The sequence below is a fragment of the Nocardia sp. NBC_01377 genome (assembly GCF_045040005.1).
Lineage (GTDB): Bacteria > Actinomycetota > Actinomycetes > Mycobacteriales > Mycobacteriaceae > Nocardia > Nocardia noduli.
Genome location: NZ_CP109566.1, coordinates 1042008 through 1065588, shown reverse-complemented (window position 1 = coordinate 1065588; position 23581 = coordinate 1042008). Strand labels below are relative to the sequence as shown.

At 67.9% G+C, this 23581-nt stretch carries 21 protein-coding genes; 5 read left to right on the top strand and 16 right to left on the bottom strand.

Annotated elements, in window-relative coordinates; genetic code table 11:
* Window position 1: 1 nt before the first annotated feature.
* The 7 genes from ppc to OG225_RS04990 form a co-directional block, all read right to left on the bottom strand.
* Window positions 2-2821, bottom strand: coding sequence for a phosphoenolpyruvate carboxylase (gene ppc, locus OG225_RS05020; RefSeq protein WP_405180592.1), 2820 nt, complete (start codon window positions 2819-2821; stop codon window positions 2-4).
* An 87-nt stretch (window positions 2822-2908) separates the two neighbouring features.
* On the bottom strand, window positions 2909-3328 hold the full coding sequence (locus tag OG225_RS05015) for a VOC family protein (protein WP_405180591.1): 420 nt from the start codon (window positions 3326-3328) through the stop codon (window positions 2909-2911).
* 117 nt (window positions 3329-3445) lie between these two features.
* On the bottom strand, window positions 3446-4003 hold the full coding sequence (locus OG225_RS05010; protein WP_405180590.1) for a sugar O-acetyltransferase: 558 nt from the start codon (window positions 4001-4003) through the stop codon (window positions 3446-3448).
* Window positions 4004-4038: 35 nt separating this feature from the next.
* Window positions 4039-4614, bottom strand: coding sequence for a GTP-binding protein (locus OG225_RS05005; RefSeq protein ID WP_405180589.1), 576 nt, complete (start codon window positions 4612-4614; stop codon window positions 4039-4041).
* Window positions 4615-4657: 43 nt separating this feature from the next.
* Window positions 4658-5086, bottom strand: coding sequence for a DUF742 domain-containing protein (locus OG225_RS05000; protein WP_405180588.1), 429 nt, complete (start codon window positions 5084-5086; stop codon window positions 4658-4660).
* On the bottom strand, window positions 5083-5514 hold the full coding sequence (locus tag OG225_RS04995; RefSeq protein WP_109529904.1) for a roadblock/LC7 domain-containing protein: 432 nt from the start codon (window positions 5512-5514) through the stop codon (window positions 5083-5085). Before OG225_RS04995 ends, OG225_RS05000 begins: the two co-directional genes overlap by 4 nt.
* Window positions 5515-5578: 64 nt before the next feature.
* Window positions 5579-9301, bottom strand: coding sequence for a nitrate- and nitrite sensing domain-containing protein (locus OG225_RS04990; RefSeq protein ID WP_405180587.1), 3723 nt, complete (start codon window positions 9299-9301; stop codon window positions 5579-5581).
* A 663-nt stretch (window positions 9302-9964) separates the two neighbouring features.
* Here OG225_RS04990 and OG225_RS04985 point away from each other — a divergent pair.
* From OG225_RS04985 to OG225_RS04970, 4 genes are read left to right on the top strand one after another with little or no spacing between them, the layout of a single operon-like run.
* Window positions 9965-10489: a DUF3558 domain-containing protein gene (locus tag OG225_RS04985; RefSeq protein WP_405180586.1), complete on the top strand. Its 525-nt coding sequence runs from the start codon at window positions 9965-9967 to the stop codon at window positions 10487-10489.
* An 18-nt stretch (window positions 10490-10507) separates the two neighbouring features.
* Complete coding sequence (locus OG225_RS04980) at window positions 10508-10891, top strand: hypothetical protein (protein WP_405180585.1); 384 nt, start codon at window positions 10508-10510, stop codon at window positions 10889-10891.
* A 3-nt stretch (window positions 10892-10894) separates the two neighbouring features.
* Window positions 10895-12226, top strand: coding sequence for a hypothetical protein (locus tag OG225_RS04975; protein ID WP_405180584.1), 1332 nt, complete (start codon window positions 10895-10897; stop codon window positions 12224-12226).
* Between the two features lie 22 nt (window positions 12227-12248).
* A complete protein-coding gene (locus OG225_RS04970; protein ID WP_405180583.1) occupies window positions 12249-13022 on the top strand; it encodes an ESX secretion-associated protein EspG in 774 nt (257 codons plus the stop codon).
* Between the two features lie 18 nt (window positions 13023-13040).
* On the opposite strand, the gene OG225_RS04965 is transcribed toward OG225_RS04970, so the two are convergent.
* The 7 genes from OG225_RS04965 to OG225_RS04935 all read right to left on the bottom strand — a co-directional run bounded on the left by OG225_RS04965 (window position 13041) and on the right by OG225_RS04935 (window position 21420).
* Window positions 13041-14060, bottom strand: coding sequence for a hypothetical protein (locus OG225_RS04965; RefSeq protein ID WP_405180582.1), 1020 nt, complete (start codon window positions 14058-14060; stop codon window positions 13041-13043).
* A gap of 36 nt (window positions 14061-14096) precedes the next feature.
* Window positions 14097-14606 carry a PspA/IM30 family protein gene (locus OG225_RS04960; protein ID WP_405180581.1) on the bottom strand — a complete coding sequence of 170 codons (510 nt, stop codon included), beginning with the start codon at window positions 14604-14606 and terminating at the stop codon, window positions 14097-14099.
* A 53-nt stretch (window positions 14607-14659) separates the two neighbouring features.
* Window positions 14660-15427 (bottom strand): alpha/beta hydrolase, encoded by a 768-nt coding sequence (locus OG225_RS04955; protein WP_405180580.1) that lies wholly within the window; start codon window positions 15425-15427, stop codon window positions 14660-14662.
* Between the two features lie 57 nt (window positions 15428-15484).
* Complete coding sequence (locus OG225_RS04950; RefSeq protein WP_109529956.1) at window positions 15485-15775, bottom strand: DUF427 domain-containing protein; 291 nt, start codon at window positions 15773-15775, stop codon at window positions 15485-15487.
* Between the two features lie 248 nt (window positions 15776-16023).
* Window positions 16024-18528 carry a phenylalanine--tRNA ligase subunit beta gene (gene pheT, locus OG225_RS04945; RefSeq protein WP_405180579.1) on the bottom strand — a complete coding sequence of 835 codons (2505 nt, stop codon included), beginning with the start codon at window positions 18526-18528 and terminating at the stop codon, window positions 16024-16026.
* A 31-nt stretch (window positions 18529-18559) separates the two neighbouring features.
* Window positions 18560-19624 (bottom strand): phenylalanine--tRNA ligase subunit alpha, encoded by a 1065-nt coding sequence (pheS, locus tag OG225_RS04940; protein ID WP_198654650.1) that lies wholly within the window; start codon window positions 19622-19624, stop codon window positions 18560-18562.
* 383 nt (window positions 19625-20007) lie between these two features.
* Window positions 20008-21420 carry an MFS transporter gene (locus OG225_RS04935; RefSeq protein WP_405180578.1) on the bottom strand — a complete coding sequence of 471 codons (1413 nt, stop codon included), beginning with the start codon at window positions 21418-21420 and terminating at the stop codon, window positions 20008-20010.
* Window positions 21421-21532: 112 nt separating this feature from the next.
* Here OG225_RS04935 and OG225_RS04930 point away from each other — a divergent pair, with 112 nt between their 5' ends.
* Window positions 21533-22087, top strand: coding sequence for a TetR/AcrR family transcriptional regulator (locus tag OG225_RS04930; RefSeq protein ID WP_405180577.1), 555 nt, complete (start codon window positions 21533-21535; stop codon window positions 22085-22087).
* Window positions 22088-22256: 169 nt separating this feature from the next.
* Here OG225_RS04930 and OG225_RS04925 read toward each other — a convergent pair whose 3' ends face one another.
* Both OG225_RS04925 and rplT read right to left on the bottom strand, forming a co-directional pair.
* Window positions 22257-23084: a TrmH family RNA methyltransferase gene (locus OG225_RS04925; protein WP_405180576.1), complete on the bottom strand. Its 828-nt coding sequence runs from the start codon at window positions 23082-23084 to the stop codon at window positions 22257-22259.
* Between the two features lie 43 nt (window positions 23085-23127).
* On the bottom strand, window positions 23128-23508 hold the full coding sequence (rplT, locus tag OG225_RS04920; protein ID WP_109529892.1) for a 50S ribosomal protein L20: 381 nt from the start codon (window positions 23506-23508) through the stop codon (window positions 23128-23130).
* Window positions 23509-23581: the final 73 nt, after the last annotated feature.

Sequence of the window (23581 nt, the reverse complement as noted above, 5' to 3'; positions counted from 1 at the left end):
CCTATCCCGAGTTCCGCAGTGCGGTCGCCAGACCGTTCATGGTCAGCAGGATGCCGCGTTTGACCAGTTCGGAATCCTCGCCCGCGCGCAGTCGCCGCAACAGTTCCACCTGCATCTGGTTCAGCGGCTCCAGATAGGGGAAACGGTTGTGGATCGACTCGGCCAGCGACGGGTTGTCCGCGAGCAGATGATCGTTGCCGGTGACGGCGGCGTGCATACGGATGGTGCGGGCGTGCTCGTCGCGGATCATGCCGAAGATGGTGTCGCGCAACGTCTCGTTCTCGACGAGTTCGGCGTAGCGGGCCGCGATGTCGAGATCGCTCTTGGCCATCACCTGGGCCAGATTGGACAGCACCGTCCGGAAGAAGGGCCAGCGCCGGTACAGGTCAGACAGCGTCGCCAACCGGGCATCGTCACCGCCGATCCATTCCTCGAGCGCGGTCCCCGTCCCGTACCAACCGGGCAGCATGACCCTGGCCTGACTCCACGACATCACCCACGGGATGGCGCGCAGATCCGAGACCGAACTGGTGGGTTTACGGGAGGCGGGCCGACTTCCGATATTGAGATCGCCGACCTCGGCCACCGGCGTGGACTGCCGGAAATACTCGACGAATCCGGGGGTCTCGTGCACCAGCCGGGTATAGGCCGCGCGCGCACGGGCGGCCAGCTCGTCCATCAACTCGTAGGAAGGCTCGGCTTCGGACCCGAGACCTTCGACGTCGAGCAGTGTCGACTCCAGCGTCCCGGCGATCAACGATTCCAGATTACGGTGCGCCGCACCGGGTTCCGCGTACTTCGCCGCGATGACCTCGCCCTGTTCGGTGAGGCGCAGCGATCCGCGCACCGCACCGGCGGGCTGGGCCAGGATCGCGTCGTAACTGCGCCCGCCGCCACGCCCGACGGTGCCGCCGCGACCGTGGAACAGCCGCAATCGGATCCCGGTCTTGCGCACCACCTCGACCAGATCCAGTTCGGCGCGGTAGAGCGCCCAGTTCGCCGCCAGGTATCCGCCGTCCTTGTTGGAATCGGAATACCCGAGCATGACCTCTTGGCGCATATCGGCGGCGGCCACCAGGTCGCGATAGACCGGCACTTCGAGCGCGGCGGCCAATGTCGCCGCGCCCGCGCCCAGATCTTCGATGGTCTCGAACAGCGGCACGATCCCGACCGCGCAGATCGGCGGGCCGTCGGGTTCCCCCGGATCGAGCAGGCCGCCCTCCTTGAGCAGCAGGGCCGCCTCGAGCATGTCGCTGACCGAGGTGCACATGCTGATGATGTAGTTCGGCACCGCCTCGGGGCCGAGTGTATCGACGACATCGCGGGCCGCGCGGACGATGCCGAGTTCCTTGGCGGCGAGTTCGCCGAGCCGGGCGTGCGGACCGAGCAGCGGTCGACGGGTGCGCAACTCGGCCGAAAGCAGTTCCACCCGTGCGTGTTCGGACAGGCTCGGATAGTCCTGGTGCACCCCGGCCCAGGCCAGCAATTCGGCGACGACCTGTTCGTGCACCTCCGAGTTCTGCCGCATGTCCAGACCCTGAAGGTGGAAACCGAAGGTCTCCACCGCGTGCCGTAGCGCGGCCAGCCGATCGTCGGCCAGCAGGCCGTCGCCGCCCGCGCGCATGGAAGCGTCGATCGCGTCCAGATCGTCGAGTATCGACTGCGGAGTCGGATACACCGCGGCGGCGTCGGTCTGCGGACCGGTCACCGCACCGGGCAGCGTCTCCAGCGACACCCCGGCCGCGTGGTCGACGGCGATGGCGCCGAGGGCGCGCGCCGCCGTCGCGGAGAGCCTGACCCGAATGGCGTGCAGCGCACGGCGATACGGTTCGTCGGCGTGGGTGGCCGGGTCCGGGTAGCCCGCGGCCGCCAGTTCGGCGACGCGCGAACTGACCCGAACCAGCCGCGACGACTGCGACAGCGACTTCTCCAACACCTCCAGTTCCCCCAGGTAGCGGCCGAACGCGACGCCCGCCGCCTGCCCGGCGGCCTGACGCACGACCTCGGCCGTCACGTAGGGATTGCCGTCACGGTCGCCGCCGATCCACGAACCGGGCCGCAGTATGGGCCGCGGCAACAGTTCCACGCCGGGCCATCGGGACCGCAGTGCGGCACGCACTTCCGCGTTGATCGCGGGGATCACGTCGAACAGCGTCAGTTCGTAATAGCGCAGCCCGACCGCGATCTCGTCCTGAATGCGCAACCGCTGCAACCGGATCAACGCCGTGCGCCACAGTGCGAGCACCTGCCTGCGGATCTGCGATTCGGAGGCGGCGCGTTCGCGTTCGGTCTCGGTGTAGCGCTGCCTGCGGCGCATCAGTTCGGTGATGGCGGTCTGCACGTCGAATACCGTGCGCCGCCTGGTCTCGGTGGGATGGGCGGTGATCACCGGCGACACCAGCGCGTCGGCGAGCAGGTCGGCGACCGCCGCGCCGTCGAGCGCCGCGGCGTCCAGTTTCCGATAGGTCGCCGCCAGCGAGGAGCTCTGCGGTGGCTCACCGGCCGCTTCGTGGGCGGCCCGCCGACGATCGCGCTGGATATCCTCGGCAAGGTTCGCCAACAGCACGAAATAGCTGAAAGCCCTGATCAGCGGCAACGCCACCGCGATATCGACGCCTTCGAGTATCTGCGCGACCGCGCTGCGCCCGACCTCTTCGCGCCGAACCCGGAACGCCTCGATGCGCACGCGTTCGATCAGGTCGAAGACCTCGGGGCCCTCGTGGTCGCGAATGGTGTCACCGAGCACGCCACCGAGGAATCGGATGTCGTCGCGCAGCGGCCGGATGGCGTCCTGTTCGGTCTCGATCCGCGATTCGGTCATCCTCCGACCCTACTGCCGAAAAGGCTCGAGCGAGCGCCCTGGAGCGCACAGATCACAGTCGCCCGCAGAGCGTCTCGACCCGGAAAGTCAGCCCAGAACCTGGGAGAACCGCAGATGATTACCCCACGGATCCCGGAAGCCGCAGTCGCGTACCCCGTACGGCTGGGTCAGCGGCTCCTGCCCCACCGCGACACCGGCGTCACGCAGTCGGGCGAACACCGCGTCGACATCCTCGGTGGTGAAGATCAGCGTGCTCTGCGCACCCGAGGCGAGCCGGGCGCGGGAAGCCTCGGCCATCTCCGGCACCGGAACCATCTCGGGATTCTCCAGGATGAATTCGACACCGGGTTGGGCCACCGGGCCGACCGTCAGCCAGCGACCTCCGCCGAACGCCATGTCCTGGCGGACCTCGAGGCCGATGACGTCACGGTAGAACTCCAGGGCCTGCTGCTGGTCGCCGACCAGCAGGGAGACGTGGGTCAGGACGAAATCTTTTCCGTTGCTCATGGGATTCTCTTTCCTCGATGTCGAGCGGGACAGTACTGAGGACGGAGGTCGCGCACGAAGCTCATCGGTCGCCGCGAAGAAATTTTCCGCGTGATCCTCACCGTCGCCCGGGCCGGACTACAGCGACCTGATGACCCGTGCCGGATTCCCCGCGGCGAAGACCCGGTCGGGCAGATCGCGGGTGACCACACTGCCCGCGCCTACGACGGTGTCCTCACCCACGGTGACGCCGGGACAGACGATCACCCCACCACCGAACCACACATTGTCACCGATTCGGATGGGGGCAGCGGATTCCCAACGCTGCCTGCGCATCTCGTGATCGCTCATCGGATGCAGCGCGGTCAGCAACTGGCAGCGCGGGCCGATCGAGACATCGTCGCCGATGACGATCGGCGCGCAATCCAACAGGATCGCGTCGTAGTTCAGGAAACTGTTCGCGCCGATCTCGATGAGGAAACCGTAGTCGCACTGGAATCGGGGCATGATCCAGGAGCCCGCGCCGAACGCGCCGAACAACTCGCGCAGCAGTTCGCCACGCCGCTGCTCCTGCTCGGCGTCGGTCCTGTTGAACGCGTCGCAGAGCCGCTGGGCCCGGCGACGGTCGGCCACCAGTTCCGGATCACTGTCGCGGTAGAGCTCGCCGCGTAGCATCCGTTGCTTCTGCTCGCCCATTCGGCCAGGCTAGCGGTGCGGGACCGGCGAACCGGTCAACCCGCCGAATTGACCCCGACGCGGCGGTCCGCGTTCCGGTTCGACAGGACCAGCTCGAGCAGTGCCACCAGCACGTTCCGCACCGAATCACGATGTCTGGCATCGCATTCCAGCAGCGGAATTCGCTCTTCCAGGCCGAGTGCCTCGCGCACCTCGTCCAGTTCGAACTGCTCGCCGTTCTCGAAGCGGTTGACCGCGACCACGAACGGGGTCTTGTGCTCCTCGAAGTAGTCGAGCACCGGATAGCAGTCCTCGACCCGACTGGTGTCGAGCACGATCACCGCGCCGAGCGCGCCGTCGATCAGGTCGTCCCACAGGAAGACGAAACGATCCTGGCCCGGGGTGCCGAACAGGTACAAAATCAGCGAACTGTCCAGCGTGATGCGCCCGAAATCGAGCGCGACGGTGGTCGTGGTCTTCTCGGTGCGGTGACCCGGGTCGTCGACACCGAGCGCCATATCGGTCATCGCGGCCTCGGTGACGAGGGGTTCGATCTCGGAGATGGCGCCGATGAAAGTGGTCTTTCCGACGCCGAATCCGCCGCTGACGACGATTTTCACGGAGGAGGGCATAGGACCCTCGTCCGACGGCTCCCCGGCGGTGGGCGGCCGATTTTCAGAGTGCCCGTACAAGGTCTCTGATCCTCTCGATGGCAGCGGTGGAAAGTTCTGGTTCCTGGCGAACCGTAACGTACCCTCGGCTCGCCAGGTCACTGACGACGACCGTAGCGACGCCGACCGGCACCCGCAGGACCGTCGCGATCTCGGCAATGGAATGCGGTGCCTGACAGAGTATTACGACGGTGCGCTGTTCGAAACGCAGCGGTGCCGACAGCGCGGCGCGTGACGCCTGCACGAGGGTCTCGATACGCAGTCCGTCCACCAGTGGCGTGGTCCGGCCCTCGGTCACCATGAAGGGCCGGACGACCGGCTCGTAGCCCTCCGGCGAACCCGGGTTCGGTTCGTCCGGCCCGAACCACCCCGAGGACCGTGTCGCGGGATTCGTCCGATGCTCCGGCGGCCTCGGCCGGTCGGAATCTCTCATCTGCGCAACTTCTCTCGTAATTCGGTGATCAGCGCTGGTTCGAGAAGCGCACCGGCCCGGTCCGCCAGTACCGCCATCTCGTATCCGACCAAGCCGACATCGCATCCGCCGTCGGCGATGACCCCGAGGCAGCTGCCGTCACCGAGCGCCGAGACCAACAGGAAACCGCGTTTCATCTCGATCATGATCAGCTTCAGTCCGTCGAACTCGTAACTGCGCGAAGCGCTTCTGGCGAGCCCCGCCAAACCGGACACCATCGCGGCGAGGCGATCGGCCCCCGCCCGGTCCAGCCCGTCCGACATGGCGATCAGGAGTCCGTCGGAGGACACGGCGACGGTATCGCGCACACCGTCGGTATTGCGGACGAAATTCGCCAGCAGCCAGTTGAAGGCGTGCGGGTCCGTCGCGGTCTGCAGATGTGTGGTCACAAACTCCCCTTGCTCGATCTCGATAGGACTGGTCCCGCGCCGGGCGGACGTTCCCGGCCCGGGTTCACGTCTCGGTGGCGCCGGTGCCCTCGTCTCGCGAGAGCACCCTGCGCTGCGGTAGGCGCGGCTGCTCGTCGGGTGCCGCGACCGACGGCGTCGGCCGCGTTCGTGGCAGTTGCCCGCCCCGCACGGGCGGGGTCCGCGGTGGCGCGCCCGGCCGTCGCGACATCTCGTCCGCCGTCACCGCCCCGGTCGATGTCGAAGGCGAATCCGCGGGTGTATTCCCGGGCGGCGAGTCTCCCCCGGCTTCGCGCGAGGGTGCGCGGAACCCCGGCGACGGTGCACGCTGCCCCCGAAACGCGGCGGAGCGCACCGCGTCGGAACGCTGAGGCAGCGCGGGGAACGCCGGGACGGCCCCGTTCCCGCGCGCAGCGGCATTCGACAGGTCCGCGCCGGTCGGAGTTCGCGCCGCGCCCGCAAACCCTGTCGAATTCGGTTCCGATCCCTCCGAACGTGACCCCGTACCCGACGGGACGGTGCCCGACGTACCCGCAGGCACAATCCCTGCCGGACCCGACCCCGTATCCGACGGCAGGGTGCCGATCGGACGCGCGTGTTCAGCCGAGGACGCCGGTCGGCCTTCGCGCGGCGGAGCGGCCCCGGGGAGCAGCGCGGCCGCGGCGGACGACACAGCTCCGGGGGGAGACACACCTCCGGTCGGCGACACAGCCGCGATGGGCGCACCTCGGGTCGGCGGCACGGGCGCGATGGGTGACACACCACCGGTCGCCGACATGGCTGTGCTCGGCGGCACACTTCCGGTCGCCGACGCGGCTCCGGTCGGCGGCCGAACCGCAGCCGGGGGCACGGCCGCACTCGGGCGTTGCGGTACCTCCGCTCTCGGCCGTTGCGGCGTGGCCGACGGCAGTGCGTCACCTGGTGGCGGCACGGCACCCACCGGGCGCGAAAAGCCCTCCAACGGCCCTTGCTGCCGCTGCGCGCCCCCGGGGGCTGTCTGGATCGGGCGCGTCGGCGTATCCGACGCCACCGACCCGGCCGGGGCGGAGGGGGCACCGCCGCGTCGAGGCCCGGTACTCGTCACGGGAGCACGACGTTGCGGCACGGGCGCGGAGGCCGGGCCACTCGCGCAGGGCGGGACCGGACCGGCCGGTGACTCCACGGGGGTGGGGCGCGAGGACGAGGGTCGGTTCACCGGTGGGCGGTCGTCGGTCTGCACGCCCTTCTGCATTCCGGTGCGGAACGCGGACAGCATGCCGCGTACTTCGTCGGGCGAGCGGTCGGGGATGGGGGTGCTCGGCGGACGCGGTGGCATCGGTCGTGCGGCGGGGGCGGCTGCGCCCCGGTTGCGTTTGACGCGTTTGACCAGGCCGTTGCGGGTGCGCTCGACGGGGGGTGCGGGTTCGGCTGCCGGACTCTCCTCGTCGGCGACGTTCCACCAGGCGGTGGTGCTCGGCGTCGACTGTTCGGCGGCGCGCGGTGTCGAATCCGTTCCGGTCGACGGGGCGACTCGACCCGCCGCCGATGGTGAAGCGATGTCCTGCCGGTTCCCGTTCTCGTCGTGCTCCGACACGGATCGTCCGGTCGAAACCGAGGAAACCGGAGCGGACGTTGTCGCGGGCGGGTCGTCCGCTCGCCGGGAAGTGCGGGAGGTCCCCGCCGCGTGGGCGGGAGTTCCGCTCGCCCAACCGTTACGGGCCGCCGCGGCGGCAGATCCGGGAACGTCATCGGCGGGGGCGGAATGTGCGGGGCGACGCTCACCGGATTCGTGCGCCTCGCCGTTCGCATCGTCGGACGAACGGACCGCGACGATGACGCCACTCTCGGACTCGGCGGATTCTGATGTCGATGAGTCATGTGGAACAGAAGATTCGCCCATCGGCGCACTCTCACCCGATTGACCGCGGTTGCCGACGAGAATCTCCGGCGGAATGCGCAATCGCGCCACGATTCCACTCACGGGCGAGGTATTCAATTCGATATCGATACCGTGGCGCCCGGCCAGGCGGCCGACCACATAGTGGCCGAGGTAGCGGGTGGGAGCCACCAGGAAATCGCGGTCACCGCGCAACCGGGCATTGGCTTCGGCCAGATGGTCGGCCGACATACCGACACCGTGGTCGACGACCGCGATCACATAGTCGTTCCCGGTTTTGCGGCCGTAGACCTCCACCTCCATATCCGGCGGGGAGAAGGCCAATCCGTTCTCGATGAGTTCGGCGAGAATATGCGCCAGCTCACTGACCACCGCACCGGTGACCGTCACTTCATCGATGCGCCGCAGCACCACCCGGCGATAGTCGTCGACTTCGGACAAACCGGCACGGATCACGTCGACCAGCGGAATCGGCTCGGCCCAGCGGCGCGGACTCTCCGAACCCACCAGCACGAGCAGACTTTCGGCATTGCGGCGCATGCGGGTGGCGAGATGGTCGAGTTCGAAAAGGTTGGACAGGGTCTTGGGATCCAACTCGCCCTTCTCGAATTCGCTGATCAGGCCCAATTGGCGGCGCACCAGATTCTGATTGCGCCTGGCCAGGTTGGACATGGATTCGGTGCTGTTGCGACGCAATACCGCCTGCTGCGAGGCGAGTTCGAACGCGGTGGCCTGCACCCGGTCGAGAGCGCCTGCCACGGCGGCGATCTCGATACCGGCACCGGAGGGCACCCGCACCGGTTCGGGGGGATCCGGCGGGGTATCGCCCGCGGTGTGCCAGGCAGCGATCACGTCGGGCAGGCGATGGCTCGCGACCTCGTCGGCTTCGGCGGCCAACGCGGCCAACGGCCGCACGATGGCCCGCATACTCGCGAGCACCAGCGCGATCTCGGCGGCGACGGCGATCAGCGCGACGACGAGGAGTCCGCCGAGCCACAACGCCGCGTCCCGGCGCAATTCGGCCGCGCGGGCACGCACCGCGTCGCCGATCGTCTGCTGGACCGCGCGTTCCTGATCGATGACCGCGGTCATCTGCGACCACCACGCGATCGCGTCCACCTTCCGGACCAGCGGTCCGGCCGCGGATTCGATCGCGACATTCTCCGATTCCGTTGCCTGCACCGCGTTCTCGCTGAGCAACGCCGCGTCGAGCATGGACTGCTGCGCGGGCGTGGCGTCGCGGGCGAACGCCGACAGCGCCGCGCCCTTCGCCGCGCGGATGTCGAGGAATTGCACGTACTCGCCCGGCGCGAATTCCTCCGCCGCGAAGACTCCGTTGAGGAATCCGCGCTCCTTGGCCGTCTGCTCTTTGGCTTCACCGAGCGCGTAGAGCGTCTGCAATCCGTGCCTGACCTCGGCATCACTGGCCTGATCGAGTCCGAGCCGCAGGTGGTTGAGCGCGTTGATGCCGTCGGTATAGAACTGGAAAGCGGCGGGGCGCGCGATCCGCCGCGCGTCGATCTGGACCCGCGTCGCACCCAGGGCGGCGAACTGCCCCACCGCCGAACGCACCTGCGCCGTACCGGGTGCCATGCCCGCCATCGCGTCGTCGAGCGCCCGCAGGGCACGGTCGGTATTGCCGCGTTGGTCGACAACCGCGTTCTGCAACCTGCCGTCACCGCCGAGCCAGCCGTTGCTGAGGCCGCGTTCGCGCTGCGCCTCGTGCAGCACGTCCTGCACGGTCAGCGCCAGGGCGACCGCGTCGACGGTGTCACCGCTGTCCCGGTAGTCCCCCGCGTACCGGGCGATACTCAATCCGAGCAGCGCCGAGACCAAAGCCAGCGATACCAACACGATTCGGGCGAGCTGCCCGCGAATGGTGCGGGGCCGCATCGGACTTCCCGTACGGAGGAGCCGCGTCCGACGGGGACTGTGATGCGCGACACTTGTTGAGCCACCGGGCTTTTCCGTACCGAAAGGTAACCGCACCACCTTGCTCCTCCGAACTCCAGCGCACCGCCCTCCCCCGCCGATCGGACGGAAAGTGAGGAGAACGCTGCCACAGTGGAGCGAAGCGCGTCAACGCGAAATACGGACAAAACGGACACCTGGAATGTTTGTAAACACGCTGGTAATCAGTAGGTTCCGGAATGTCCATCCGCTCACAAGACAGGCCTGCTCGATGTGACTTTCGAGCGATTGCCGAACGGACGCGCGAACCGGGCGCGTCGGCGCACCGGAATCCCCGATCCAGCGGCTTCCTCGGCCCGGCCGCGTCGTTCCGCCGCGGTGCCGACCTCGATCGACGAAAGCGCGCACAGTCCGAACCCGTGGCGAACTCCCACGAGGGCACCGGCAGGTCGGCGCGCGAACAGTCGCCGATCAGCGGGTGATCAGGATGATCGTCCACCCGGCCCATTCGGGGCGCTTTTGTCAAACCCCAGGCGTACGGCGATTTCCCAGGCGATCACAGTGGGCGGTCTCGCCCGGATCCGGGTGTCGTCCGCCCCTGATAAAGTCGGGCAATCCGAGTCGTCGCGGGTCGAGAGGGTGGGGATGACGCATCGATGGAAGTTCGCGCTGGTTGCTGCTGTGATCGCGCCCGGGTTGATGGCGTGTGAGAGTTCGACCAGTGGGAGTCCGACCAGCGTGAGTGCCGCGCCGGTCGAGCTCTTCGATCCGTGCACGGGGATACCGGATGATGCGCTTCAGTCCGCCGGTGTCGACCCGGCATCTGAAGAGCGTGGAATAGCAGGTGTCGATCAGTCAGGCTGGAAAATCTGCACTTGGAAGGGCGCGAGATACTACATCACCGTGTTCTCCACCGGCCGGACTGTATCGGAGTTCGAGCAGAAGCCCGGCAACGTCGACTTTCGGGATGTGACAATCGCTGGCCGCAACGGCAGGGAATTCCGCGTTGCCGGTGCCAGCAAAGAACTCGGCTGCGACGTTCTGCTACCTGCACAACAAGGTGTCCTGCAACTTCGGATCACCAATAAGGCGTCATCGGGTAATCCCGAGGATCCATGCAGCGTGATCAACCGAGTCGGTGATTCGGTAATACCGGTTCTACCGAACTGAGCACAAGGGGGGGATCGAATGAGTGCTGAGGACATATCACGCTGGCAGCAGTTCGCTGAGCAGGCACGGTCAGGCGAGTTGTACCTCGAGAGCGAGGAAGCAGCGCGACAGTGCCTGGCCGCCTGCGACAAGCGCGTCGATGAACTCGATGACCTTCTGGTGTACGCCAGAAACGCACAGAACGTCTCCGGCTTCGGCGATTTCGATATGGCCAATGACCTCGTCAAACAGTTCCTCGGCCAAGCCACCGGCGAAGACAATTCGATCGACAAGATCATTCTCGAGCACATCGAGGTGGTCAAAGATATGGGGGAAATCATGGCGTTGTCGATCAAACGCATTACCGGTCAGGACGTCACCAACACCGCGAACTTCAACACCAACACCGAGGCGATGGGATAACCCATGGGATTCGGAATGTTCGAATGGAGCGCTGGCGACCTCGGCTCCGCCATGCTCGAGAACCTCACCGACTTCATCGCGGGCGAGGAACGCAAACCCGGTGTCGATCCCGCCGCGGTCCAGAACAAGTACAACCAGCAGCGCGACGGGGTGCGCGACGATGCGTCCGGCATCGGGCTCCAAGGCGCCTACCGACCGCAATCGGTGCATCGGACCGATGATTTCGACCGCCCGGGCACCGCGGAACTGCGAGCGAAAGTCGACCGGATCGACATCGCGGCGGTGGACAACCTCGCCACCGCGTGGAACGAGATCGGCAAACGTGCCGAGACCTCGCTGAACAATTTCACCAACGCGATGAAACGCGCGACGGACGAAGGCATTTGGCGGGGCGCTTCGCGGAATGCGGCAGCGAAGGCCGTCAGCGATTACGGCACCGAGGCGGTGCAACTGTCCAATGCCGCGAAGTTGACCGCCAACAAGGTGGCCGAACTCAAATCCGGTCTGGAGCCGACCAAAGCCCTGGTACCGCACGCCCCCGACCTGCGCTCCAATGTCGAGAACACCCGCCATTGGATCGCCGGGCGCGGATGGCGCGACAACCAGGAGGCGATCGATACCGCGCACACCGAAGCGGTGCGGGTTTTGCGGACGGTGTACGCCCCCGTCATCAAGGAGACCGACACCAACGTCCCGGTGATCCCCAAACCGACCAACCCGACCTCGAACAACACCGATATCCCCACCGGCGGCGGCGATCCCACGCAACAGCGGAGCAAGAGCCCGACGACGAATCCGGCGTCCGGTTCCGAGAATCCGCAGAGTGAGAAGCCCTCGGAAACCCCCACGAATCCGCAGGGCTCCGACCAGGCTTCGCCGACTTCCTCGCAGTCGACGAATCCGTCATCGCAGCAGCAGAGCGCCAAATCCGATTCTCCCGCCACCAATCCGGCGGGCGCGAACCCCACGGGGACCAATCCGGCGTCGGCGAATCCGACGGGGACCAATCCCGGCTCCCGGGGCGGTTCGGGATCCGGTTCGCCGAGGTCGGGCAGCCCCGGTAACGGTTCGTCCACGCCGTCGCCCGGACGCTCGGTGACTGGCACTCCGGTCGCGGCCGGTCTGTCGGCGGGTGCCGCGACGAACGCGGCCGCGGCGTCGAGCACGGGGCGTAACGGCATGGGCGGTATGGGTTCTCCCGGTTCGCGCGGCGGCGGCAAGGACGACGAGTCGAGCAAAGGTATCCCGGACTATCTGATCAATCAGGAGAACGGCGAGCAGGTCACCGGACTGGATTCCCTCCCGGGAACCGTCCCGCCGGTCATCGGCGCGTGAGACAGAACGGCGGGAATCTCGCATGACGACGCTGCGGCGGTGGCGTTTCACCGCGCTCGAATTCCGGGTGCTCTGGGAGTCGACCGGGCGTGATGTGCTGCCCTACCCACTCCAGCATCGTTCGACCGAGCGATTCCAGGAGGATTTCGATCGTCTGCGCCGGGCCGCCGCGCAGACCGTGGTCCCGCAGATGGACGACGATCTGGTGCGGGCGGTGGAGGTACTGCTGAATCCCGAGGCCAGGGTAGAGGTTGCCGGATTTCGTGGCGGCGCCGACCGTCGCAAGATCAGGGCGCACGGCGGGGCACATTTCCAGCACGCGGCGGTCGCCGTCCAAGCGCCCGGGATCGACCACGACCGCGGCGCCGAGGTCGACCTGCTGCTGCTCGATGCCGACGATCTCGCTCCCGCCGTGCTCACCGCGATTCCGGATTGCCGTGCCGGACAGGGGAAACCGATGCAGGTTCCGGTCGAGGAATTGGAGAAGCCGCCGCCGGTGGTCCGCGACGCGTGGCGGCCGACGGTGCGTGAGGAATTCGACCGGTTCTTCGCGCGCGGGACCACGGCGACCACCCATATCGGTGTGTATCCGCTCGGCAGCGTCGACAATCGGCATATCGGTGGGCGTAAGGATTTCCAGATCACCGATTTCGAGGACTACGGCCGCTACGTCAGTTTCGGCAGTCGCGTGGTCACCGTGAAACCCACCGACAGGCAACGGATCACCGCGACCATGCGCGAGATGATCAGCCGTACCGTCACCGAGGTCCGCAACGGCGATCACCGGCCGCGCTGAGCGAGCGCCGCGAACGGCTCATCCCGCGAGGATCGCGAGTACCGCCTCCGAGGTGTAGAACGGCGCGAGACGTTCCCTGATCAGCCCGGCCAGGACCCCGTCGCGCTTGGCGCCCTCGATGACGGCGGGACCGTAGCGCAGGATCTCGGTGGCGATATCGTCCCCGGTCAGACCGAGTTCGGGCAGCATGGCCGCGAGGGTGTAGTCGCCGTACTTCTGGAAGAAGACCTCGACGCATTCGTCGAGAAGCAGGCCGAAATACGGCTTCTCCCTGGTGGTGACGGCGATCTCGTAGCAGAGCAGGACGAGTTCGTTCAGATCCTTGCGGGTCAGGTATTCGCGCAACCCGCTGACGGGCTCGTCGGCGTGCAGATCCCAGAATTCCATCGCGGCCGAATGTACCGGCGCGTCACGCAACATCTCTCGGATGGCGTTGTTCGTGCGTTTGAGGGCGAACAGGGCGCCCTTGCCCGCGAGATCCCCGACGAAACTGTTGTCGGCGACCTTCTTGGCCCGATTGGCCGCCGACTGGCCCAGCGACATCAGCGAGGAGACACCGGGAATTTTCTCGGCGCGCTCCCGATTAGCGGCGACGAAATCGTTGATGAGTTTGTCCACGAATTTCGCGGCGACGGTGGCGACCAGCGGGCTCTCGGTCAGCCGGTCCAGGATGCGTTCCTGGGCCTGGTGCATGGCGAAGATCTTCTCCAGCAGCGCCTCGACCGGCTCCCGGTCGACCACCTGACCGAGCGTGTACTCGTTGTTCTCGGCGATGTTGTCGTAGATCGAATCGGCGAAGACGCCGACCATATCCGCGATGACCGGGCTGCCGCCGATCAGGTCGACGATGGTGCGCACTGTCCGCTTCGCCTGGTCGATGTCCACGATCTCGCGGAACACGAGGGTGTCGGCGACCCCGAGTACGGACTCGATATCGCGGCCGACGACCTCCGCGAAGCGGTCGCCGGTCACCTCGCCGAGCAGGAATTCCACTTGGGCGTCGAGCAGCCGTTCGGCGATCTCACGCGGTTCGCTCATCGAGTTCCATCCATATCTGCGGTCCGGGCCGCGCTGTCACGAATCGACGTCGTTGCCGCGCACCGATTTCCGTATCTGGTCCAGACGGTCGCGCGCGGCTTTCTCACGCGCCTCGAATTGTTCTTCGGCGCTGCGGCCCGCCGGGGTCTGCCGGTCGAGTTCGCCCATCCCCTGCGCGGTGCCGAAGCGCTGCTCGACCTTATCGCGAACGGAGTCGAAGGATGGCACCCCCGAGGGCGAATATCCGCCGATCGTAGTGCTGCCGGGAATACCGGTCGGCGGTACCGGTACCGCCGGTACCGGAATTCCGCCCCCTACCTGCCGCGATCCCGGGTCCGGCGCGGGCGCGTCATGCGACGTCGACGGACCGGTGGTGGGACTCACATCATCGATCAGTTCCGCATGATGGACGCCCGAGGACTCCTCCAGCGCGTTTCGCAGCGCCCAGAGGCCGGGCCGTCCGGCCACCACGGGTCGCAGGACAGCCACCAGTTCCGCGTCCGACAACGCCGCCAGTCTCGCGGCGATATCGCTGTAATCACTCATGTGGCCAGGTTACGCAGCACCCATGCCCGACCCGATGACCTCGGCGAACACCGTCAGGTGCCGAGAACGTCCCCGGCGAAGCCACGCACAAGTCCCATCCATCGTCCGCCGTCGCAGGCGATCAGGTCGTTGTGGCCCGCGCCGGGGAACACCTCCAACCGCTTCGGCTCGGGCGCGGCGGCGTACAGCCGTTCGGCGTGACGTAGCGGGAGCAGTTCGTCGCGATCGCCGTGCATGATCAGCACCGGTGCGCGCAGCGCGCGGATCCGTCGCAGACTCGGGTAGGCGTCGGGAACGAACGGGCTCGGCAGGTACGGGTAGACCGACCGGGCGGCGTCGCGGATTCCGGTGAAAGTGGACATCAGGATCAGCCCGGCGGGCGGATGCTCGGTGCACAGTTCGAGCATGACGCCGCCGCCCAGCGACTTGCCCAGATACAGCACCCGTTCGGGGTCGACGCCCCGTTGCCCGAGCAGACTCCGGCGCGCGGCGCGTACGTCGAGATAGGTGCCGTGTTCGGTCGGGCGGCCGGTGCTTCGCCCGTATCCGCGATAGTCGAATGCCAGAACGTCCAGGCCCATTTCGGTGAGCAGCGCGAAGATCGGCACGCGATCGCCGATGGTGCCGCCGTTGCCGTGGGCGAACAGGATGTGCCCCCGGGAGCGCGGTGCGGGCATCCACCAGCCGTGCAGGGATTCGCCGTCGTCGGTTCGCAACGACAGATCGGTATACGACATACCGAGGACGGCGGGTGTGCGCGAGACCTGCCGCTCGGGCATGAACGTCAGCGCGTTGAGAATCGGGGCGGCTGGATGTCGCATGTCCTCTTCATACTCGGCCCGCGCCGTCGGCGACAGTTCGCCGGACCGGAAATCCGGTCAGTTCTCGACGACGTCGACCCCGCGCCAGAACGCGACCCGGTCGCGGATCTGCTCGGCGGCGCTCTTCGGTTCCGGATAGAACCAGGCGGCATCGGGATTCTGCCGACCGTCGACCGTCACGGTGTAGTACGAGGCCGTGCCCTTCCACGGGCATACCGAGTGGGTGTCGCTCGCGGTGAAGTACTCCCTGTTGATCGACTCCGCCGGGAAATAGTGATTGCCCTCCACCACGACCGTGTCGGCGCTCTCGGCCAGTACCACGTCGTTCCACAGTGCTCGCACGCTCATCGGAACCTCCGCTGTGATCGCCACGGCCACGCCGGTCACGTCGCCGTCCCTGTTATCGGAGAACCGTCCACACGGCTCGCGAAATTCCCCGCTGACCACACCGGCGCACATAGCGGCCGCACCGGCTCCGCTGCGTCGGCGGGTGATCAGCGAATACGGTCTCCGCCCGTCGAGCACGCGATTCGCGAACTCTCGCTCACCCCGCGCCGCGGAGACCCCACCGCGCGGATGGGGTCTCCGTGACGGCATCAGCCGCGCAGTACGGCTCCGACGGATTCCGCGGCAGCGGCGACCGCGGCGTCACGCGCCGCACTCGCCTCGTCCTCGGTGAGGGTCCGGTCCTGCGCGCGGAAGCGCAGCGCGTAGGTGAGGGATTTGCGGCCCTCACCGGCCTGCGCGCCCTCGTAGACGTCGAACAGGGCGATGTCCTCCAGCAGTTCGCCGCCACCACCGCGCAGCGCGGATTCGACCGACGCGGCGGCGACGGTCTTCTCCACACTCACCGACACGTCCTGCAAGACCGCGGGGAACGGGGACACCACGGGCACGGGACGCGCCTCGACCAGCGGCAGCGCGTCCAGGTCGAGTTCGAGCGCGCAGGTGCGCGGGGGCAGACCGGCGCGCTCGAGCACCGCCGGATGCAGTTCACCGGCGTGACCGACGACCACGCCGTCGACCAGCAGTTCCGCGCAGCGACCCGGATGCCACGGCAGGTAGTTCGCCGCGCGGCGCTCGAATGTCACTCCGGCCGCGTCGGCGACCGTATCCGCGAGGGCGAACGCGTCGGCGGCCTCGGCCTGACGTCCCGGACCCCACGGCCCGCGCGGCTCGCGACGCCCGGTCAGCACCGCGCCGACGTGCACCGGCTGGGCGGGCAGCGAGCCGATGAGTTCGGCGATCTGCTCGTCGGTCGGCCTGCGGTCGACCGGCAGCGCCGCCACGGCCCTGGTGTCCGCGCCGGGCAGCACGACCTGCGCGATGCCGTAGAGGGTGAGGTCGCGCGCGCCGCGCGAGATATTGCGGGCCGCCACCTCCAGCAGTCCGGGCAGCAGGGTGGTGACCAGTTCGGCGCGCTCGACGTCGAGCGGGTTCAGCACCCGGGTGGTCGCCCGGCGCGGGTCGTCGGCATCGAGGCCCCAGACATCGAAGACACCGGCGGCGAGGAACGGCGGCGCGGGCACTTCGATTCCGCCCGCGAAGGCGAGCGCGCGGCTGACCGCACGACGGCGACGCTGGGTCGCGGTCAGTCCACGACCGGCCGGGGCACTGGGCAGCACGGACGGGATCTGCTCGAGGCCCTCCAGCCGCAGCACCTCCTCCACCAGGTCGGCGGGCTGGGTAAGATCCGGCCGCCAACTCGGCGGGGTCACGACGAGCTGACCGTGTCCGGTCTGCTCGTCGACGGAAACCTCGACCGTGCAACCGATCTGGGCCAGACGACGCGCCGAGGTACCGGTCGGGTAGGTGATACCGGCGACCCGATCGGCCAGGTCGATATCGATGCGGATCGGCGCGGGCGCCGCCACCGGAACCCGGACATCGGTCAGTTCGGCCGCGATGGTGCCGCCGGTGATATCGGCCAACAGGGAGGCCGCGCGATCGAGCGCGGCGATATTGATCTCCGGATCGACGACGCGCTCGTACCGCTTCCCCGCCTCGGACACCAGTTTGTGCCTGCGCGAGGTCCGGTAGATCATCAGCGGGTTCCAGGTCGCGGCCTCGAGCAGCACGTCGACGGTGTCGTGGCCGACCTCGGTGGTCGCCCCGCCCATCACACCCGCCAGCGAGATGACGCCGGAATCGTCGGCGATGACCACGTCCTCGGCGTCGAGGGTGCGTTCCACCTCGTCCAGGGTGCGCAGCGTCTCACCCCGGTTGGCCGTCCGCACCACCAGCGCGCCGTTGACCTTCGCGGCGTCGAAGGCGTGCAGCGGCTGACCGAGTTCGAGCATCACGTAGTTGGTGACGTCGACCGCGGGCGAGATCGGGCGTACTCCGGCCAGCAGCAGTCGACGCTGCAACCACCACGGACTCACCGCCGACTGGTCGATGCCGATGACCCGACGCGCGGCGAAACGGGTGCACTGCGACGACGACTCCAACCGCACCGCCCAGGCGTCCTTCTCGTCGTCGGGCAGGGTGCGTACCGCGAGGTCGGCGTATTCCAGGTCGAAACCGCAGGCCAGTTCCCTGGCCAGCCCGCGCGCGGAGAAGCAGTAGCCGCGGTCGGGGGTGATGTTCAGTTCGATGACGGTGTCGCCGAGGCCGAGCAGTTCGTTGGCGTCGGTGCCCGGTTCCGCGGTTCCCGGCTCGAGCACCAGGATGCCGCTGTGATCCTTGCCGATGCCGAGTTCGGCGACCGAGCAGATCATGCCGTTGGAGACGTGACCGTAGGTCTTGCGCGAGGAGATCGCGAAACCGTCGGGCAGCACCCCGCCCGGCAGCACCACCACGACCAGATCGCCCACGGCGAAATTACTCGCGCCGCAGACGATCTCCTGCGGTTCGGGTTTGCCGACGTCGACCTTGCAGAAGCGGATCGGCTTCTTGAACTCGGTCAGTTCGGTGATCTCGGCGACCCGGCCGACGACAAGGGGTTTGTCGATATCGCCTGTCACCCGCCGGAGTTCGTCGACCTCCTCGACCTCGAGGCCGACTCGGACGAATCCGGCATCCAGTTCCTCCGGCGTCACCGACCACTCGGGGGTGGTGCGCTGGATGATTTCGGTCAGCCAGGACTGCGCTACTCGCACTTGACGTTTCGCTCTCTCGATCGAAGGAGGGTCAGGACCGGATACCGAAGGGCTGCGTGAAACGCACGTCGCCCTCGACGATGTCGCGCATGTCCGGGATGCCGTTGCGGAACTGCAACGTCCGCTCCAGGCCCATGCCGAACGCGAACCCGCTGTACACCTCGGGATCGATCCCGCTGGCGATCAGCACCTTCGGGTTCACCATGCCGCAGCCGCCCCATTCGACCCAGCCCGCGCCGCCCTTCTTGTCCGGGAACCACACGTCGACCTCGGCGGAGGGCTCGGTGAACGGGAAGTAGTTGGGGCGCATACGAGTACGCGTCTGCGGCCCGAACAGCGCGCGCGCGAACGCGTCGAGTGTTCCGCGCAGATGCGCCATGGTCAGGCCCTTGTCCACGGCCAGCCCCTCGACCTGGGAGAAGACCGGGGTGTGGGTGGCGTCGAGTTCGTCGGTGCGGAAGGTCCGGCCGGGACACACCACGTAGATGGGCAGTTCGCGCGACAGCATGGAGCGGACCTGCACCGGGGAGGTGTGGGTGCGCAGCACCTGGCGCGACCCCTCGGGGGCGATGTGGAAGGTGTCCTGCATGGTGCGGGCCGGGTGATCGGGGAGGAAATTGAGCGCGTCGAAGTTGAAATGCTCGGTCTCGACCTCGGGCCCCTCGGCGACCTCCCAGCCCATCGCGACGAAGACGTCGGCGACCTGCTCGGAAATGACGGTGATCGGATGACGCGCGCCCACGGGCAGTCGCCGCGCGGGCAGGGTCACGTCGATCGCCTCGGCGACGAGCACCGCCGCGTCGCGTTCGGCCAGCAGGGCCGCGCGCCGCGCCTCGAACGCCTCGGAGACGCGCGCACGGGCGACGTTCACCCGCTTGCCGGCGTCGGCCTTCTCCGATTTGGGCAGACCGCCCAGCGCGCGCTGGGCCAGCGCGATCGCGGCCTTGCCGCCGAGATGCTCGGTCTTGGCCACCGCCAGCGCGTCCAGATCGGCGGCGGCAGCGAACGCCTTCTCGGCCGCCGCCGCGGCAGCGGCCAGCGACTCCTCGGTCAGCGCCGGATCCTGCACGGCGGCGTCTTTCGTGTCGTCGGCCACGATGGTTCGTCTCTCCCGTTGGGGTCGGTTCACACGGGCTCGGCTGATTGCCCACCCACATTGCTGCTGGTGGAATCCTATTGGATGGGGCATTTCGGATTCACATGGATTACCCGGTGCCCGCGGCCCCACTCGTCGACCACGCATGTCGACGCCGTGATTTGCGGATATCCGCCCAGGCGACGGCGTGTTCGGACCGGGTTCACCCGGTCCGGCCGACCGGGCGCGGCGTAGCGGAAGCGCCGACACACCGACCACGTCGGGGTTCGTCGCGCCCCGGGCGCGGTCGCCATTCGACTTCCCGGTCGAGCGATCCGCACGCGAACGCGTCCGGCGGGAACGACACGGTGCCGTTCTCGCCGGACGCGCCGGTCGAAGACCTGTCAGAGCGATGCCTCGATACGGCGCGGCAGCATCAGCGAGACCACCGTGCCGACACCGACGATGCCCGCGCCGACCCAGACCGCGGGCACGAGACCGTCGACGTAGTCCTGCGGGGAGGTATAGGAACCGCGCGAGGCGAAGACCGAGGCGAGGACCGCGACGCCCATCGCCACGCCGACCTCGCGGATCGTGCTGTTGGTCCCCGAGGCCATCGCGCGATCCTGCGGCACGGCACTGGCCATGATGACGGTCGAAGTCGGCGCGAAGGTGAGACCCATCCCGATGCCGGCGAGCAGGAACGGGGGCACCAGGTTCACGTAGTCGAGATCGACGGTGGTGACGAGGGCGATCCAGGCCAGCGCGGCGGTCAGCAGCAACTGTCCGGCGGCGAGCAGGGTGCGCGCGCCGACGCGGTCGATGATCAGACCCGCGATGGGCGCGACCACCATCGGCGCGAGCGTCCACGGCATCGTGCGGATCCCGGATTCGAGCGGGTTGTAGCCCTGCACCACCTGGAAATACTGCGCGAGCAGGAAGATCGAGCCGAAGACGCCCACCGAGAACGTGAACCCGGTGACATTGCCGACCCGGAAGGCGCGCGAACGGAACAGGCGCAGCGGCAGCATGGGGTTCGGGGTGCGCAGTTCCCAGTAGATCAGGGCCGCCAGCAGTGCCGTGCCGCCGACGAAGGCGCCGAGCACGCCCGCCGAGGTCCAGCCGTCCTCCGCGCCGTGGATCACGCCCCACACCAGCGCGAGCACGCCACCCGCCGCGAGCACCAACCCCAGCGGGTCGAGTCGCCGCGCGGCGCCGAACGATTCACCGAGGACCCGTGCCGCGAAGATCAGCGCGAGCAGTCCGATCGGCACGTTCACCCAGAAGATCCACTGCCAGTTCAGGCCTTCCACCACGGCACCACCGACCAGCGGCCCGACCGCGACGCCGAGACCGGCGATGCCGCCCCAGATGCCGATCGCCGCACTGCGCATCCGTTCGGGCACCGCCGCCGACAACAGGGTGAGCGACAGCGGCATCACACCCGCCGCGCCGAGCCCCTGCACCGCCCGCGCCGTGATCAGCGTCCACGGATCCGCGGCCAGCGCGCACGCCGCCGAGGCGATCGTGAACAGCGCGATCCCGGCGAGGAACACACGTCGGTGACCGAGCCGATCACCGACTGCCGACGCGGTGAGCAGTAACGACGCGAACGACAGCGTGTAGGCGTTGACGAACCATTGCAGATCGCTCAGCGAGGCGCCGAGTTCGGTGCGAATGATCGGCAGCGCGTTCGTGACCACCAGATTGTCCAGCGTGACCATGAACATCGGAATGCCGACTGCGACCAGTACCGCGGCGAGCGGCCACGTGCGGGCGACCGCGGGCGCGGCGACCTCTTCGTCGGTTTCGGTCATGCCCACTCCTACTAGTTGTTATTCACTGATAACTAATCGAGAGTATGCATTCACTGATAACATGTCAACGCCGAGTGGAAGGAGCATGATGACCGGTTCGACCAAGCCCAGAATGACCGCGACCGAACGCAGCGCCGAGGTACTGACCGCGGCGGTGACCGCCTTCTCGGAATCCGGCTACGCCGCGACGAAAACCGACGACATCGCCCGGCGCGCAGGCGTGTCCCAGCCGTATGTCATCCGGCTGTTCGGCACCAAACAGCAACTGTTCCTGGCCGCCGTCCGCAGCGCGTGCGACCGGATCGAGGAGGTGTTCCGCGAAGCCGGGAATTCGATCCAACCCGACGCCACACCCGAACAGGCGTTGTGCGAACTCGGCGCCGCCTACGACGTCTTCCTGGCCGAACGCGAACTACCGCTGGTCATGCTGCAAGGCTTCGCCGCCAGCGCCGACCCCGCCATCGGCGGTCCGGTCCGCGAGCGCTTCGGGCAGATCTTCGCCCTGATCAAGGAGCTCAGCGGCGCCCCGACCGCGGATACGCGCCGCTTCCTTTCCACCGGAATGCTGCTCACGGTGATGACAGCCATGCGGGTCGCGGGCCCCGACGCGATCGCCGTCGACTGGGCGACCGAACTACTCGACGATCTCGTCGACCGGCCGGATTGAACGCATGCCTTCGCCACCGAGCCGAAAACGGTTCAGCCGGTGGCAGCACGGAGGCAACGGGAGGCCGCGCGAGCGGGCGGTATGCAGCGGGACATGGCACGGCGATCAGCGGCCGAGGGGTCGGGCGCACCGAAATAGGGCAGTACACCCGAGAATCCCACCGGCCCGACTATTTCGCGTGCCGCACGCGCGAACTCGCGTACAGGCAGATCGCGGCAGCGGCGGCGAGATTGAGACTTTCCGCGCGCCCGTGGATGGGGATGCGGATGCGGTGATCGGCGCGAGCGGCGGCGGCGGGATCGAGGCCGTGCGCCTCGTTGCCGAACAGCCAGGCGACCGGGCCCGCGAGCAATTCGTCGGCCTCTTCCAGATCGACCTCACCGTCGGCGGCCGTCGCGAGGAGCGAGATGCCCGACGCGGCAATCGAATCCAGGGTTTCGGCGATATCGCGCCCGCGTGCCACCGGCACGTGGAAAAGGCTGCCCGCGCTCGCGCGCACGCATTTGCCGTTGTGCGGATCGACGGTCTCCCCCGCCAGCACGACGCCGTCGACGCCGACCGCGTCGGCGACCCGGATCAGCGTGCCCGCGTTGCCCGGTTCGGCGATCTCGACGGGAACGGCGAGGATGCGCGGGCCGGAGGCGAGCACGTCTGTCAGCGGCACGTCGACCAGATCGCACACCGCGACCAGTCCCGGTGCGGTGACGGTCTCGCCGAGCTGCTGCGCCGCGCGATCACCCACCAGGGTGACGCGCACTCCGCGGGCGGCGGCACCGGCGACCAGTTCGTGTTCCCGGTGCGCGGCGGCGGCGGAGTAGAACAGTTCGCGCACCCGCCCGGTGTCGAGGGCGGCGGCGACCGAATTCGCTCCCTCGGCGAGGAACTTCCCGGTTTTGCGGCGCTGCGCCCCGCGATGGAGCTTCACAGCCGAAACGACCCGCGGGTTGCGCTCGGAAAGCGCGTCCGCGGGTCGTTCCGGAGAAGATGTCGAGCTCATGACGTCGTCATGCCTCGGCACACAGCGATATCGCCGTGTCGATTCACGCAGCAGGCGCGTTGACGTCGGCGGGCAGCGCGGCCTTGGCGACCGCGACCAGGCCCGCGAACGCCTCGGCGTCGGAGACGGCGAGCTCGGCGAGGATCTTGCGGTCCACCTCGACACCCGCGGCCTTCAGGCCCTGGATGAAGCGGTTGTAGGTGATGTCGTTGAGGCGCGCCGCGGCGTTGATGCGGGCGATCCACAGCTTGCGGAAGTCACCCTTGCGCGCCCGGCGGTCCCGGTAGGCGTAGGCGAGCGAGTGCAGCTGCTGTTCCTTGGCCTTGCGGTAAAGCCGTGAGCGCTGGCCCCGGTAGCCCTTGGAGGCCTCGAGGATGGAACGGCGCTTCTTCTGAGCGTTGACGGCCCTTTTGACGCGTGCCACTGGTCAGTCCTGTTCGAAGTAGGGGGCGCGGTCGTCGCGCCCGAAATGTGGTCGGTACGGCACCGGAAGATAT

Coding starts and splice junctions, on each gene's coding strand:
- OG225_RS04970 (WP_405180583.1), top strand. CDS start 12,249: ATGACGACGCTGCGGCGGTGGCGTTTCACCGCGCTCGAATTCCGGGTG.
- OG225_RS04925 (WP_405180576.1), bottom strand. CDS start 23,084: ATGAGCTCGACATCTTCTCCGGAACGACCCGCGGACGCGCTTTCCGAG.
- OG225_RS05005 (WP_405180589.1), bottom strand. CDS start 4,614: ATGCCCTCCTCCGTGAAAATCGTCGTCAGCGGCGGATTCGGCGTCGGA.
- OG225_RS04955 (WP_405180580.1), bottom strand. CDS start 15,427: ATGCGACATCCAGCCGCCCCGATTCTCAACGCGCTGACGTTCATGCCC.
- OG225_RS04990 (WP_405180587.1), bottom strand. CDS start 9,301: ATGCGGCCCCGCACCATTCGCGGGCAGCTCGCCCGAATCGTGTTGGTA.
- OG225_RS04930 (WP_405180577.1), top strand. CDS start 21,533: ATGACCGCGACCGAACGCAGCGCCGAGGTACTGACCGCGGCGGTGACC.
- OG225_RS04960 (WP_405180581.1), bottom strand. CDS start 14,606: ATGAGTGATTACAGCGATATCGCCGCGAGACTGGCGGCGTTGTCGGAC.
- OG225_RS05015 (WP_405180591.1), bottom strand. CDS start 3,328: ATGAGCAACGGAAAAGATTTCGTCCTGACCCACGTCTCCCTGCTGGTC.
- OG225_RS04980 (WP_405180585.1), top strand. CDS start 10,508: ATGAGTGCTGAGGACATATCACGCTGGCAGCAGTTCGCTGAGCAGGCA.
- OG225_RS04935 (WP_405180578.1), bottom strand. CDS start 21,420: ATGACCGAAACCGACGAAGAGGTCGCCGCGCCCGCGGTCGCCCGCACG.
- ppc (WP_405180592.1), bottom strand. CDS start 2,821: ATGACCGAATCGCGGATCGAGACCGAACAGGACGCCATCCGGCCGCTG.
- OG225_RS04965 (WP_405180582.1), bottom strand. CDS start 14,060: ATGAGCGAACCGCGTGAGATCGCCGAACGGCTGCTCGACGCCCAAGTG.
- OG225_RS04975 (WP_405180584.1), top strand. CDS start 10,895: ATGGGATTCGGAATGTTCGAATGGAGCGCTGGCGACCTCGGCTCCGCC.
- OG225_RS04985 (WP_405180586.1), top strand. CDS start 9,965: ATGACGCATCGATGGAAGTTCGCGCTGGTTGCTGCTGTGATCGCGCCC.
- OG225_RS04950 (WP_109529956.1), bottom strand. CDS start 15,775: ATGAGCGTGCGAGCACTGTGGAACGACGTGGTACTGGCCGAGAGCGCC.
- OG225_RS05000 (WP_405180588.1), bottom strand. CDS start 5,086: ATGAGAGATTCCGACCGGCCGAGGCCGCCGGAGCATCGGACGAATCCC.
- OG225_RS05010 (WP_405180590.1), bottom strand. CDS start 4,003: ATGGGCGAGCAGAAGCAACGGATGCTACGCGGCGAGCTCTACCGCGAC.